Genomic DNA, 14,097 nt, shown 5'->3' on the forward strand with positions numbered 1-14,097 from the left:
GCCAGCATGCGCCGAAACCCTCGAACTACGACATTTCAACTTTGCCCAGATGCGACATTACAACTTTGCTCCTACACACAAACTATCGATAATGTTGATTATGTCAAATTGAAGATGCGGGAGAAGATGCTGCTGGCCACCGGTCTTTCGTGCGGGAATCCAGTATTCCCTGGGAAATGCTTCCGCACAAAATGCGGCTGTGATTCAGGCATGGGCTGCTGGCACAGGCTACACGATTGGCAGCACGCGGGCGTCTGGAATCGACGTCATCGGGAGGTGAAGCCCGCGCGACCGGCATTCGGTCGGCCAACGCCGCATGGTCCGGTCACACGTGCGTCGAATTGCGTTAGAAATACCACACGTTCGCTACCCTTCTCAGTCGCACTTCCGGGATCGCGCGTCCTCGCGTTCAGACCTTACACCACTGCACTTGACCTCGAGTGAGGCTGGTTGCCAATCCAGAAGGAATCTCACGAAGGCGCCTGCAAGGTGCGCCGCAAGAGCGGATCGAACGTGTATCTCTCCATCATACTTCTGCTCGATGCAGCCGATCCGGTCCGCGCGCATCCTTCATCGTCCCGGCGCGCGCCGCGCGCCGGGACCGGTTGCAGCCTGGCGGCCTCCTCGCCGTCAGAACCGGTACGTCGCCCCGACCTGGAAGAAGCGGCCGAGGTCCGTGTAGAGCGACTGGTCATAGCCCGTGATGTCGGGCACGGCTTGCCACTCGACGTCGAACGGCGGCTTCTTGTCGAAGAGGTTCGTGATGCCGCCGTAAATCGTCCAGTGCTTGAAGCCGCGGTAGTTGAACATCAGGTTGAACTGGCTGTACGACGCCACCGAGCCCGTGCCGCCGTCGCCGAATTCCGCGGCCACGGCGTTCGTATAGGGCCCCGTGTATTGCCAGGTCAGCGTGGTGGTCAGTTGCCGGTAGTCCCAGCTCAGGCTCGTATTGCCCTTCCAGCGCGGGTTGCTCGCGCCGAACGGCTGCAGCAGCGCAAGGTTGTTGCCGGCGAAGTCCTGCGGTGCGGTTCCGGGGCTGTGCAGCTTGAAGTGCCACACATAAGCCCAGTCGCCCGAGAGCGTGAACGTGCCGTACTTGGTGCGTAGCGCCTTGCGGAAGTTGAGATCGAAACCGTCGGTGTCGAGCGCGCCGAGGTTCACGAAATGCTGAACAAGGTAACGCACCGACCCGTCGGCGTTGCGCACGACGCGGGAAGGATCGTTGGCGACGAGCACCGCGTTCGGATCGTCGGTGCCGATGACTCCGTCGATGCGAACCTTGTAGAACGCCGCGCCGATATCGGTCATCGCGTCGGGCGAAAGCTGGAAGCCGATGTTGTAGTTCTTCGTGTGCTCGGGCTGAAGATTCGGATTGCCCGCGACTTGCTCCGTCGTGAAGTGCTTCGTCGGCACACCGCTCGGATCGTTCGGATCGACGAGGTTCTGGTGAGAGAGATAGACGGCCTGCGAGTTTTCGACGAGGGTCGGCGCGCGGAAGCCGCGACTATACGATGCATACGTCGTCAGCATTTGCACGGGCTGGAAACGCAGCGCAAAGCTCGGCGAAAACGCCCCGCCGAAGTCGCTGTAGTGATCGTAGCGGCCCGCCTGCGTGAACGTCAGGTTGCGCAGGATCGGAATGTCGACCTGGTAGAACGCGGCGGCGACGTTGCGCGAACCCTCCACCGTCTGCACGTTCGCGGGCGCTGATACGCCTTGCGACGCGAGCGTCTGCGGGTTGATCGTCGACGATTCGTGGCGGAACTCGGTGCCCAGGCCCAGGCCGACGGATCCCCCGGGCAGCGTGAACAGATTCGACGTGGAGGCCTTGGCCGTCACGCTGTCGACCTTCGAGATGGCCTGCTGATCGTCGTCCGTGAAAACACCCTTCAGGCCGTTCGGCGTGGAGGCCGGGTTCGAGAAGTTGTAGGTGCCGTTGGCGAGCATGTTCTCGAGGCCCGCGACGTTGATCCGGTTGCTGTACGTCGTATCGACCGTGCTCTGCGAGTGGCCGTAATCGGCCGACCAGTCCCACGCGCCGAACCTGCCCGCGTCGAACGCGCCTTTGACGCCCGTATTCGCCATCCAGAACGTCGATACCGTATCCGCCCCCACGACGTTGCCCGGGAAGGTCAGGTTGATCGCCGTCGGCACGCCGAACGGGTTATAGGGGTTGCTCACCGGTACCGTGCGCGGCAAAGGCGAAACGGATCCGGTCGAAGGGTTGTAGATGTTCGTCGTGCTCGAGATCGAGGCCGGCCCCTGCGACTGGACGGTTTCATCGCGGCTCACCCAGAAGCCCGCATAGGCCTGCGTGTTGTCGTCGATCTTGAACGTGGCCCGCACCTTCGCGTTCAGGCGTGTCGTGGACGGAACGAGCGATGTCGAGGCGGCCGGGTTGTACGTGCAATTGGTCGCGCTCGTCTTGCTGCCCGGCGGGCACGGCGAAAGCGGCACCTTCGAGCCGTCCGCCAGCGACCAGTACGACTGCTGGTTCGGCCCGAGCGGCGCGGCCAGCCCGCCGGGATATTGCGTGAAGTCTTGCGCCGACGTCATGTCGCGATCGCCGAGCGTCGAGCCCGAATCGCGGTAATAGCTGGCGGCCGCGGTGACGTTGAAGCGATCCGAATTCAGATCGCCGAAGCCGGCCAGTACGCTGAAGTTGCCTTGCCCGTCGCCCGGATGCTGCGCCTTGCCGAGTTGGCCGTCGATCTGCAGGCCCTGAAAGTTCTTCTTCGTAATGATGTTGACGACGCCCGCGATCGCGTCCGACCCGTAGACGGACACCGCGCCGGTCTTGACGATCTCGACGCGCTCCACCATGTTCAGCGGAATCGCGTTGACATCGAAGAACGTGTCGGTGAAGTTCACCGACTGCGCATAGTTCGCGACGCGCTGGCCATCGACGAGCACGAGCGTGTATTTCTCGCTGAGCCCTCGCAACGCCATGCCAGCGCCGCCGGGGGCCGAGCTGTTCATTGTCGTCTGGCCCCAGCTGCTGGCGGAATTGGCCGAGGTCGAACGCAGGAAATCGGCGACCGTCGTGTATCCGCTTTGCTGGATTTCCTTCGCGGTGATGACCTGCACTTCCGTGTGGCCGACCTTGTCGGATGTGCGGATCAGCGAACCCGTCACCTCGAACTTGTCGAGCTTTTTCACGGTCTGCCCGCCCGCGGCAGTGCCCGACGCCGGCGCGGGCGCGGCGGCGGTGCTGCCGGTTTGCTCGGTGGCGACGCCCCCGTCGACAGGCGTTGTCTGCGCGTAAGCGGAGGTACCCAAAGCCGCCGTCAACGCGACTTCAGCCCATGCGATGCTGCGTATTGCCGATCCCAAAGCCGTTGGTTTCATAACACCCCTTTGTCGTCGCAAGGCCTGACCTTTTTGTATGCACGGAGATTCGCCGGCCTTTAAATAGCGTTGCCCCGCATTCCTGATTCGCCATCTGGTGCTCACAACCATTCCGTCCGACCGCTTATTTCTTTCAACTTTATTTATTCTTCTTACAGGAATAACCAAGCTGAAATTCAAGAAATAAAATATCCAAAAAATTAGTAGCTCTAATTACATGGATCGATCTATCCATGTATCGAACGGCCCTGTGCAAGCCGTACTACCAACGGCACTTGGCACATTCGCGCCATGGCGCCTCGTCAACCAGAACGTACGCGCTACCAGGAAAGGCAGTCACCCGTTGAAGAGCTGCTTTACGTATTCACTTTGAAAGTCTTAATGCACGGAATCTTCATTACCGTTCACTACCAGGCTTTACGCTGGACGCGAACATATCAGGACAGAATCGACGCGTCAAAAAATATTTGATAGCACATAACTTTGTTTAGGTGCATTGAATGCACTCGGTTGGTGCCGAATGAAAATCGATATGGTTCATCAATCGCCACCGTTGCCTTTCTTCCTTGTTCGGCTGCTTTTTTCCCCGCTCGTGAATGCGCCGCAATGGAGCACACGGCAGGCATTCGCCGGTCCGAACTGTTTTGTTTAGCCGACACGGGTACCCCCTGGAACGGGATTTTTCGGTCGGGTCCGGATGGTGTTCCTCGAATATCGGATAGGATTCCTGATAGAGCGGCCCCTCGGGCATGTGCATGGCGTCGTGCACCGCCGAATTGACGGCTTTCGTGTGATATTCACACGTCGTCGCCCCTTGATCCCACCGCAACACCTCGTCGCGCACATCAATCGATCTCCAGATTCCCGGCCGTTTCCATGCGCTTCGTCACCGCCGCATGCCGCCCGCGTCGGCCTATGGACACGACTACCCGAAACGCCACCGGCGCGAACACCAGCCCGAACATCGTCGCCGCCAGCACGCCCCCGAACGCGCCGGTCCCGATCGAACGCCGGCTTTCCGCGCCCGCGCCGGTCGCCAGCACCAATGGCACGACGCCGAGCAGAAACGCCATCGACGTCATCACGATCGGCCGAAACCGTGCGGCCGCCGCATCCACCACCGCCTGCCGCAGCGGCACGCCGCGTGCGACGAGTTCGCGCGCGAACTGCACGATCAGAATCGCATTCTTCGCCGACAACCCGATCACCGTAATCATCCCGACCTTGAAGTACACGTCGTTCGGCATCCCGCGCGCGAGCGCCGCCGCCAACGCGCCCACGACGCCGAGCGGCACGATCGTCAGCACCGACAGCGGAATCGTCCAGCTCTCATACAGCGCGGCGAGCGCCATGAATACCGCGAGCACCGACAACCCGACCAGCAGCGGCGTCTGCCGCTCGGCGATCCGCTCCTCGCGCGCCGCGTTGACCCAGTCGTAACCGATCCCGGCCGGCAGCATGGCGGCCAGCCGCTCCATCTCCGCCATCGCCGCGCCCGAACTGGTGTGGGTCGCCGCCCGGCCGCTGACGTCGAGCGACGGGTAGCCGTCGTAGCGATTCAGCATCACGGGTCCGACCGTCCAGTGCGGCGCGGCAATAGCCGACAGCGGCACCATGTCCCCCGTCCGGTTCGGCACCGACAGCGCCATCAGTTGCGCGTCGGTCGCACGCGCGCCCGGATCGGCCTCGATGATCACGCGGCGCATCCGGCCCGACGCCGGAAAATCGTTGATGTAATTCGAGCCGAACGTGCCGCCTAGCAGCCCCGCGATGCGCTCGAACGGCACGCCAAGCGCATACGCCTTCGCGCGATCGACGTCGAGCTCGATGCGCGGCGCATCCGGCAAGTCCTCGAAATGCACGGACGCGAGCGCCGGGTCCGCCTTCGCGCGCACGGCCAGTTGCTCGCGAGCGGCCTTCAGCACGTCGAGCCCGACCCCGCCACGATCCTCGAGACGGAACGTGAAGCCGTCCGCGTGACCGAGGCCGGGCACCGATGGCGGCAGCGTTGCCTGTACGTCGCCGTCGAGAATCGCATCGAAACGCCGGTTGAGCCGATCGCGCAACGTCATCGCATCGACGTCGCGCTGCGACCAGTCCTTCAGCTCGACGAATGCCATCCCGACGTTCTGCCCGCTGCCCGCGAAACTCCAGCCGATCACGCTCGTCACGTTTGCGACGGCCGGCTCCGCCTGCAGGATCGCCTCGACACGCTGGACGACCGCGGCCGTGCGCGCCTGTGTGGCGCCAGCCGGCAACTGGATCATCACCTGCAGTTGCCCCTGGTCCTCGGTCGGCAGAAAACCGCCCGGCATCATCCAGGACAGCAGCCCGCACACGGCCACGAGTGCGACGTAGATGCCCGCGACCGCGCCCGTGCGGCGTACCGCCGTCACGGTCATGCGCCGATAGCCGGCCTCCGCGCGCGAGAATGCAACGCCGAAGCGGTCGGCCAGGCGCGCGCCGAGGCTGCGTCGCGGCACGCGGCCGCCACCGCCTTCGTGACCGCCGCCCGGTTTCAGCAGGTTCGCGCACAACGCCGGCGTGAGCGACAGTGCCATGAACGACGACACGAGCATCGACGCGATCATCGACACCGCGAACTGCCGGTAGATGCCGCCGACGCTGCCCGGGAAGAACGCCATCGGCACGAACACGGCGGTCAGCACCGCAGTCACGCCGACGATCGCCCCGCCGATCCGCTTCATCGCGCGGCGCGTCGCATCGCGCGGCGACACGCCCTCCTCCATCACGCGATGCACGCTCTCGACCACGACGATCGCATCGTCGACGAGGATGCCGATCGCCAGCACGAGGCCGAACATCGTGAACACGTTGATCGACAGCCCGAACGCCCACATCGCGACGAACGCGCCCATCAGCGTGACGGGAATCACCACCGTCGGCACGAGCGTGTAGCGCAGCTCGCGCAGGAACAGCCACATCACGCAGAACACCAGCACGACGGCCTCGGCGAGCGTCAGCACGACTTCGCGGATGGCGATCTTCACGAAATGCGCACCGTCGAACGGAATCTCGACCGCGACGCCCGGCGGCAGCGTCTTCGACAGCTCGGCAAGCCGCGCGCGAATCGCGTCTGACGTTTCGAGCGCGTTGCCGCGCGGGCCGAGCTGGATGCCGACGGTGGCCGCCGGACGGCCGTTCAGCCGCGAATAGAACGAATAGTCGTCGCGGCCGATTTCGACGCGGGCGACGTCGGCGACGCGCACCACCGAACCGTCAAGCTTCGACTTCAGCACGATCCGGCCGAACTCCTCCGGCGACGTCAACTGCCCCTTGACGACGATCGTCGCGGTGAGCTGCTGGCCGTGCACGAACGGCGCATCGCCGATCGCGCCGGCCGTCACCGTCGCGTTCTGCACGCCGATCGCCGCGATCACGTCGTCGGCGCCGAGGTCGTATTCGCGCAACTTGTTCGGATCGAGCCAGACCCGCAGCGCCTCGTCGGCGTCCCACAGCTCGGCCGCGCCGACGCCCGGCGCACGTTTCAGTTCGCGCAGCACGTAGCGGTTCAGATAGTCGCCGAGCTGCGCGGAGTCGCGCGTGCCGTCGGTCGACGTCAGCGTGACGAGCATCAGGAACGTGTTGGCGGCCTTGAACACGCCGATGCCCTGCTGCACGACCTGCTGCGGCAGCCGCGGCTCGACCTGCTTCAGCCGGTTGTTGACGTCGACGAGCGCGATGTCCGGATTGGTGCCGGGCGCGAACGTCACGTCGATCTCGAGGTTGCCGTGACCGTCGCTGCTCGTCTCGTAGTACTGCAGCCCGTCGGCGCCGTCGAGGCTCTCCTCGATGATGCTGCCGACGTCGCCGTCGACCGTCTCGGTCGACGCGCCCGGATAGGTCGCGGTGATCACGACGCGCGGCGGCGCAAGGCGCGGATACTGCGCAATCGGCAATTGCGGAATGGCGAGCACACCCGCGACGACGATCGCCAGCGCGACGATCCACGCAAACACCGGGCGGTCGATGAAGAACGACGGCATCGCGATGGGTCAGCGAACGGCACGGGCGCACCGCGCCCGGTTCACGTCAATCATCCGTGCCCCCTTCCTTCCGCAGCGGGCCCGGTTCCGGCGCGAGCATCGACGACGCGAGCAACGCCTGCGTATACGGGTGGGACGGCGCGTGCAACACGTCGAGCGTATCGCCCTCCTCGACCACGCGCCCCGCCTTCATCACGATGACCCGGTGAGCCATCGCGCGCATCACCGCGAGATCGTGCGTGATGAACAGGTAGCTCAGTGCGTACTTCTTTTGCAGATTCGTCAGCAGATTCAGGACCTGCTTCTGGATCGACACGTCGAGCGCACTCGTCGGCTCGTCCAGCACCAGCAGTTCCGGCTCGACCGCCAGCGCGCGCGCGATCGCGATGCGCTGGCGCTGGCCGCCGGAAAATTCATGCGGATAGCGCATCATAGCTTCGGCCGGCAGGCCGACCTCCTGCAGCAGGGCTGCAATCCGAGCGCGCCGCGCAGCGCCGGCCACCTGCGGCCGGTGCACGGCGAGCCCCTCGCCGACGATCTGCTCGACCGTCATGCGCGGCGACAGCGAGCCGAACGGATCCTGGAACACGACCTGCATGCGGCCGTACAGTGCGCGCCGGCCGCGGGTCGTGCGCAGCAACGCCAGCGGCATGCCGTCGATCTCGATGCCGCCCGACGCCGGCCGCTGCAGGCCGAGCACGGCCGCCGCCAGCGTCGATTTTCCCGATCCCGATTCGCCGACGATGCCGAGCGTCTCGCCGCGCCGCAGGCTCAGCTTCACGTCGTGCACGGCCCGGAACGCCGTCTTGCCGAACACCGCGCGCCAGCCCTTCGCAGCGATGCGGTAATCGACGGCGAGCTGCTGCACGTCGAGGATCGTCTGCGCGCCAGTCGCGACCGGCCGGACGGCGCGTTGCGGCGCGCTGTCCAGCAGCCGGCGCGTGTACGCGTGCTGCGGCGCGGCGAACAGCGCGGCGGTCGCGTTCGTCTCGACGAGCACACCCTGCTCCATCACGGCCACGCGCTGCGCGAAGCGCCGCACGAGATTCAGGTCGTGCGTGATCAGCAGCACGGCCATGCCGCGCGCGGCCGCCTCCTGCTCCTGCAGTTCGATCAGCAGGTCGACGATCTGCTGGCGCACCGTCACGTCGAGCGCCGTCGTCGGCTCGTCGGCGAGCAACAGCCGCGGCCGGCACGCGAGCGCCATCGCGATCATCGCGCGTTGCCGCTGCCCGCCGGACAACTGGTGCGGGAAACTGTCGATGCGCCGTTCCGGCTCGGGAATCCCGGTGCGCCGCAGCAGCGCGATGCCGCGCTCGCGCGCCTCGCCCGCTCGCAGGCCCTCGTGCAACCGCAGACTCTCGGCGATCTGCTTGCCGATCGTATACAGCGGATTGAGCGCCGTCATCGGCTCCTGGAACACCATCGCGATATCGGCGCCGCGGATGCCGCGCATCTGTTGCTCGGTCTTCGCGAGCAGATCCTCGCCGTCGAACAGCATCTGTCCCGACAGCGTCGCCTGCTGTGCGAGCCGCAGGATCGACAGTGCCGTCACGCTCTTGCCCGAGCCCGATTCGCCGACGAGCGCGACGCGCTCGCCGCGTCCGACCGAGAGGCTCAGATCCTGCACGGCGGCTTTCGCGCCGAAGTGCGCGGAGAACCGCCGGATGTCCAGCAAGGGCGTCGTCATCGTTGCTCCCCGCCGAAGGCCGAGCCGCGCGCGCGCATGTCGAGTGCGTTGCGCAGCGCGTCGCCCATGAACGTGAGCAGCAGCAGCGTGACGACCAGCGCCGAGAACGCGGAGATCGAGATCCACCACGCGTCGAGGTAGTTCTTGCCTTCCTGCAGCAGTTCGCCGAGGCTCGGCGTCGGTGGCTGCACGCCGAGGCCGAGGAAGTCGAGGCTCGTCAGCGACAGGATCGCCGCGCTCATCCGGAACGGCAGGAACGTGATCACCGGCGTCAGGCTGTTCGGCAGCACATGTCGCCACATGATCTGCCGGTTCGACAGCCCCATCGTGCGCGCGGCCTTCACGTAGTCGAGCGCACGGTTGCGCAGGAACTCCGCGCGCACGTAGTCGGACAGCACGATCCAGCCGAACATCGACAGCAGCACGAACAGCAGCCACAGCGACGGCTCGAAGATCGACGCGAAGATGATCAGCAGGTACAGGTCGGGCAGCGCGCTCCATACCTCGATCAGGCGCTGCCCGACGAGATCGGTGCGCCCGCCGTAGAAGCCCTGCAGCGCCCCCGTCAGCACGCCGAGCGCGACACCCGACACCGTCAGCGCCAACGCCATCAACACCGACAGCCGAAACCCGTACAGCAATCGCGCGAGCACGTCGCGGCCGAACTGGTCGGTGCCGAGCCAGTTGCTCGCGGACGGCGGCGCCGGATACGGCCGCGACGCGAAGTAGTCGATCGTGTCGTAACGGTAACGGTTCGGCGGATAGATCGCGAAGTTGCCGTGCGACTCGAGTTTCGCGCGGATGTACGGATCGAGATAGTTGGTCTTCGCCGGAAAATCGCCGCCGAACTGCGTCTCCGGATAATCCTTCAGGATCGGGAAATAATAGTGTCCGTCGTAGCGCACGAGCAGCGGCCGGTCGTTCGACAATCCGTCGGCCAGCAGGCTGAGCGCGAACAGCGTGGCAAAGATCACGAGGCTCCAGTAGCCAAGTCGCTGCGCGCGAAACCGCAGCCACGTGCGTCGCCACGGCGACGGCGACGCCGCGCACGCGACGGCGGCCGGATCAGTGGTCCAGGCGGCTGAACTGGATACGGGGGTCGACGAGGACATAGCAGATATCCGCGATAAGCTTGGTCAGCAGACCGATCAGGGTGAACAGGAACAGCGAGCCGAGCACGACCGGATAGTCGCGGCGGATCACCGAGTCGTACGACAGTTGCCCCATCCCGTCGAGCGAGAACAGCGTCTCGATCAACAGGTTGCCGTTCAGGAACGCGCCGACGAACGCGGCCGGCAACCCGGTGAGCAGCGGAATCGCCGCGTTGCGCAGCACGTGCTTCCACAGCACGTCGCGCTCCGGCGCGCCCTTCGCGCGCGCAGTCAGCACGTATTGCCGGCCGATTTCGTCGAGAAACGTGTTCTTCGTGAGGATCGTGACGATCGCGAAATTGCCGACCACCGAGGCCGTCACCGGCAACGCGACATGCCACAGATAGTCGAGGATCTTGCCGACCAGCGTCAGGTCGTCGAAGTTGTCCGACGTGAGCCCGCGCATCGGAAAGACCTGCCAGAACGTGCCGCCGCCGAACAGCATCAGCAGCAGCACGCCGAGCACGAAGCCCGGCACCGCGTAGCCGGTCAGCACCAGCACGCTCGTCACGGTGTCGAACCGCGAGCCGTTGCGCACCGCCTTCGCGATGCCGAGCGGCACCGACACCAGATACGTGAGGATCACCGTCCACAGCCCGAGCGTGATCGACACCGGCAGCTTGGAGCGGATGACCGTCCACACGCTGCGGTGCGCGAAGTAGGACTGGCCGAGGTCGAACGTCGCATAACTTTTCAGCATCAGCAGATAGCGCTCCAGTGGCGGCTTGTCGAAACCGAACTGCTTGCGGATCTGCTCGATCTGCTGCGGATCGACGCCCTGGCTGCCGTGGTAGCCGCCCCCGCCTCCGCCCGCCTCGCCTCCCCGCGTGCTGCCGTGGCGCAACTGCGCGAGCACCTGCTCCACCGGACCACCCGGCACGAACTGCGTGACCGCGAACGTGATCGTCACCACCCCGATCAGCGTCGGAATCATCAGCAGCAGCCGCCTCAATATGTATGCCAGCATCGTTGCTCCCCGTCAGGCCGCCGGAGCGGGTTGTGGCCGTGCGGCCGGCTTCTTCTCGTACCAGTAGTCGATGATCCAGTCCTCGTACTGATAGGAAGCCGGCACGACCGCCGGATGGCCGAGCGTCGTCTTGTACGCGATCCGCGCGTTCGGCATGTAGTACTGCGGGACCAGCACGTACAGGTTGATCAGCACGCGGTCGAGGGCGTGCGTGGCCGTCTCGAGATCCTCGAGCGTATTGGCCGCGAGCGCAGCGCGAATCAGTGCGTCGACGGCCTTCGACTTCACGCCCGGATAGTTCTCCGAGCCGGGCTGCGACGCGGCCGCGCTGCCGAAACGGCGTGTCAGCTCCGCGCCGGGGATCGTCACGGGCGAGTAGATATACGTCGTCATGTCGTACTCGAAATTGTCGAGCCGCTTCTGGTAGAGCGCGCTATCGATCTCGTGCAGGTACGCATGGATGCCGAGCGTCGCGAGCGCCTGCGTGTACGGCAGGATCAGCCGATCCATGCCGGGCTGGTCGTCGATGATCTCGATCGTCATCGGCGTGCCGTTCGCGTCGCGCAATGCGCCGTCGCGGTAGTGCCAGCCGGCCTGCGCGAGCAGGTCGCGCGCTTGCTTGAGGTTCGCGCGCAGCGAGCCCGGCGGCAGCGTCGACGGCTGCTTGCTCATCGGGCCGAACACCTCCGGCGGCAGCGTCGACCGGTACGGTTCGAGCAGCGCGAGCTCCTTCGCGCTCGGCATGCCGGACGCGGCGAACGGGCTCGCGTCCCAGAAGCTGTTGGTGCGGCGGTACTGCCCGTAGAACATCATCCGGCTCATCCAGTCGAAGTCGAATGCCAGCGCGAGCGCATGCCGCACGCGTACGTCCTGGAACATCGGCTTGCGCAGGTTCATCAGGAAACCCTGCATCTGCGCGGGGCCGTCCGGGAATTCGCCTTTCTTCAGCAGTCCGTTGCGAAAGTTCTTGCCGACGTACTTGCGCGCCCACTGCGTCGAGCTGTATTCCATCCGCGCGTCCACGTCGCCGGCCTTGAGCGCCTCGAGCGCCGTGTACTGGTCGAGGTACAGCTTGAACGACACGCGTGCGAAACGGAACATCCCGCGCCGCGACGGCAGGTTCGCGGCCCAGTAGCGCGGGTTGCGCACGTACACGATCTGCTTGTCGTTCCTGCGCTGCTCGATCAGGTACGCGCCGCTCGCGATCGGCGGCACGTTCGCGATCTGGTCGAACGGCGGTCGCGTACCGTCCGCGCGCTGCCCCCACTTCGGCGAGAACACCGGCAGGTCGCCTGCGATCAGCGGGGCGTCGCGCTCCGCATGCTTGAATTCGAAGCGGATCGTGTGACTGTCGACGACCACCGCGCGCCGGATGATCGAGAACTGCGCGTTGTACAGCGGCGACGCCTGCGGGCTCGTCAGCGTATCGAACGAATACTTGACGTCGGCCGCGGTGATCGCGTCGCCGTTCGAGAAGCGCGCGGCCGCGTTGATGTGGAACGTCGCCGACAGCCCGTCGGGCGCCACCTCGACGTCGTCGGCGATCAACGCGTATTCGGATGCGAGCTCGTCCCAACTGCGCTGCATCAGCGTGTCGAACATCAGGTTCTTGATGTCCGGCGCGGGCGAGCCACGCACGAGAAATGGGTTCAGCGAGTCGTAGCTCTGCGCTTCGTCGTAGTTTTCGAAATTGAGCGCGCCGGTGTCCGGCGCCTGCGGATCCGCATAGTCGAAATGCGTGAAGCCCGGCGGATATTTCGGCTGGTCGTATTGCGCGATGGCCGGCACCGCACGCGCGACCAGCGGCATGGCCGTGGCGTATGCAATCAGCGCCACGCATGCGATCAGCGCGGGCATCCGCCGCCATTTCAACAGTCTCATGTTCAGTCAACCCGGTTGCGTGCCGGCCCGATGCCCGCACGCGATCAATGTCTGTCGATTCATACGTCGTCGATGCCGGTCGGATCCGGCTGTACCGTCATCGCGCCTGGTTAAAAAAAAGGCCGCTCCTAATTTGGGGTAGTGGACGTGGAGCGGCCCGTCCAAGCTGGCCAGTCTTGCACGTGTCGCCGTCAGAACGTGTACGTCGCGCCGACTTGCGCGAAGCGGCCGATGTACGAATACACCGACGTGTCGTACCCGCTCTGGCTCAGCGTGCCGGGCACGCCGAAACTGATTACTTGCACTGAGCGCACTGCTTGCTTTCCGTTTCGAATAATGCTGGTCCGACGGGCTAGAACAGCCGCGGCGTACCAACCCAGACGATCACCGCCTCTTCGTCGGCCGTGTTGTGCCACGCATGCGGCATCGTCGACTCGTAGTGCGCGGTGTCGCCGGGGCTCAACACGAACGTGCAATCCTCCAGCGTGAGCGCGACCCTTCCGCGCATCACGTAGAGGAACTCCTCCCCTGCATGCGTCGTCACTTCCGACGGCGACTGGCCCGCCGGTATCCTGACGAGGATCGCGTCGAGCTTGCGACCGTCCACGAGATTCGTCAGCCTGGCAAATGAACTCGCCGAGTTCGTGAACTGGAAATACTGCAGTGCGTCGCCGCGGCACACCGAGCGCGCCTCGGTCGGCGTGTCGATGAAGTACTGCATCGTCACGCCGAGCGCCTTCGCAATCCGGACCAGCGACGTGATCGACGGCGTCGCGCGCCCACGCTCGACCTGCGACAGGAATGGCTTCGAGATCCCTGCCGTCGTGGCCGCTTCGTCGAGCGTGAGTTTCAGCCGCTGCCGAAGCGCGCGGATCTTGTTGCCGAGCGAAACCGCGACGAGCACCGATTCATCGGGAGGCAAGACCATGGAAGAACGGACCCTCTCAATCGCAATCGATTTGATGTCGGCAGGCCTTGCCCGATGCCATGAAGCTGCCGCCACGGTGCGAGGCTCCGCTGCCCGTCGCCGCCGCGCGCACGTCTCGCGCGAAG

The 14,097-nt window shown here is 65.1% G+C and carries 7 protein-coding genes; all 7 read right to left on the bottom strand.

The window, feature by feature from the left end:
- Positions 1 to 630: 630 nt before the first annotated feature.
- The gene (locus tag WT97_RS19045; protein WP_060354113.1) at positions 631 to 3,348 is read right to left on the bottom strand and encodes a TonB-dependent siderophore receptor; all 2,718 of its coding nucleotides are present in this window, start codon (positions 3,346 to 3,348) and stop codon (positions 631 to 633) included.
- Between the two features lie 845 nt (positions 3,349 to 4,193).
- The gene (locus WT97_RS19050) at positions 4,194 to 7,355 is read right to left on the bottom strand and encodes a multidrug efflux RND transporter permease subunit (protein WP_060354114.1); all 3,162 of its coding nucleotides are present in this window, start codon (positions 7,353 to 7,355) and stop codon (positions 4,194 to 4,196) included.
- A gap of 46 nt (positions 7,356 to 7,401) precedes the next feature.
- The gene (locus WT97_RS19055) at positions 7,402 to 9,045 is read right to left on the bottom strand and encodes an ABC transporter ATP-binding protein (protein WP_060354115.1); all 1,644 of its coding nucleotides are present in this window, start codon (positions 9,043 to 9,045) and stop codon (positions 7,402 to 7,404) included.
- Positions 9,042 to 10,157: an ABC transporter permease gene (locus tag WT97_RS19060; RefSeq protein WP_060036857.1), complete on the bottom strand. Its 1,116-nt coding sequence runs from the start codon at positions 10,155 to 10,157 to the stop codon at positions 9,042 to 9,044. Before WT97_RS19060 ends, WT97_RS19055 begins: the two co-directional genes overlap by 4 nt.
- Positions 10,111 to 11,163, bottom strand: a complete 1,053-nt coding sequence (locus WT97_RS19065) for a microcin C ABC transporter permease YejB (protein ID WP_060354116.1) — start codon at positions 11,161 to 11,163, stop codon at positions 10,111 to 10,113. Before WT97_RS19065 ends, WT97_RS19060 begins: the two co-directional genes overlap by 47 nt.
- 12 nt (positions 11,164 to 11,175) lie before the next feature.
- Entirely contained in the window at positions 11,176 to 13,044 is a 1,869-nt protein-coding gene (locus tag WT97_RS19070) for an extracellular solute-binding protein (protein ID WP_060354117.1), read from the bottom strand.
- A gap of 352 nt (positions 13,045 to 13,396) precedes the next feature.
- Positions 13,397 to 13,972: a helix-turn-helix domain-containing protein gene (locus tag WT97_RS19075; protein WP_059498880.1), complete on the bottom strand. Its 576-nt coding sequence runs from the start codon at positions 13,970 to 13,972 to the stop codon at positions 13,397 to 13,399.
- Between the last annotated feature and the right edge of the window lie 125 nt (positions 13,973 to 14,097).

Origin of the sequence: Burkholderia sp. MSMB1459WGS, from assembly GCF_001534535.1 — a bacterium.
Taxonomy (GTDB): Bacteria; Pseudomonadota; Gammaproteobacteria; order Burkholderiales; family Burkholderiaceae; genus Burkholderia.

Bases quoted from the DNA above. Each gene is read 5' to 3' on its own strand.
- WT97_RS19045 (WP_060354113.1), bottom strand. From the start codon at position 3,348: ATGAAACCAACGGCTTTGGGATCGGCAATACGCAGCATCGCATGGGCT.
- WT97_RS19050 (WP_060354114.1), bottom strand. From the start codon at position 7,355: ATGCCGTCGTTCTTCATCGACCGCCCGGTGTTTGCGTGGATCGTCGCG.
- WT97_RS19055 (WP_060354115.1), bottom strand. From the start codon at position 9,045: ATGACGACGCCCTTGCTGGACATCCGGCGGTTCTCCGCGCACTTCGGC.
- WT97_RS19060 (WP_060036857.1), bottom strand. From the start codon at position 10,157: ATGTCCTCGTCGACCCCCGTATCCAGTTCAGCCGCCTGGACCACTGAT.
- WT97_RS19065 (WP_060354116.1), bottom strand. From the start codon at position 11,163: ATGCTGGCATACATATTGAGGCGGCTGCTGCTGATGATTCCGACGCTG.
- WT97_RS19070 (WP_060354117.1), bottom strand. From the start codon at position 13,044: ATGAGACTGTTGAAATGGCGGCGGATGCCCGCGCTGATCGCATGCGTG.
- WT97_RS19075 (WP_059498880.1), bottom strand. From the start codon at position 13,972: ATGGTCTTGCCTCCCGATGAATCGGTGCTCGTCGCGGTTTCGCTCGGC.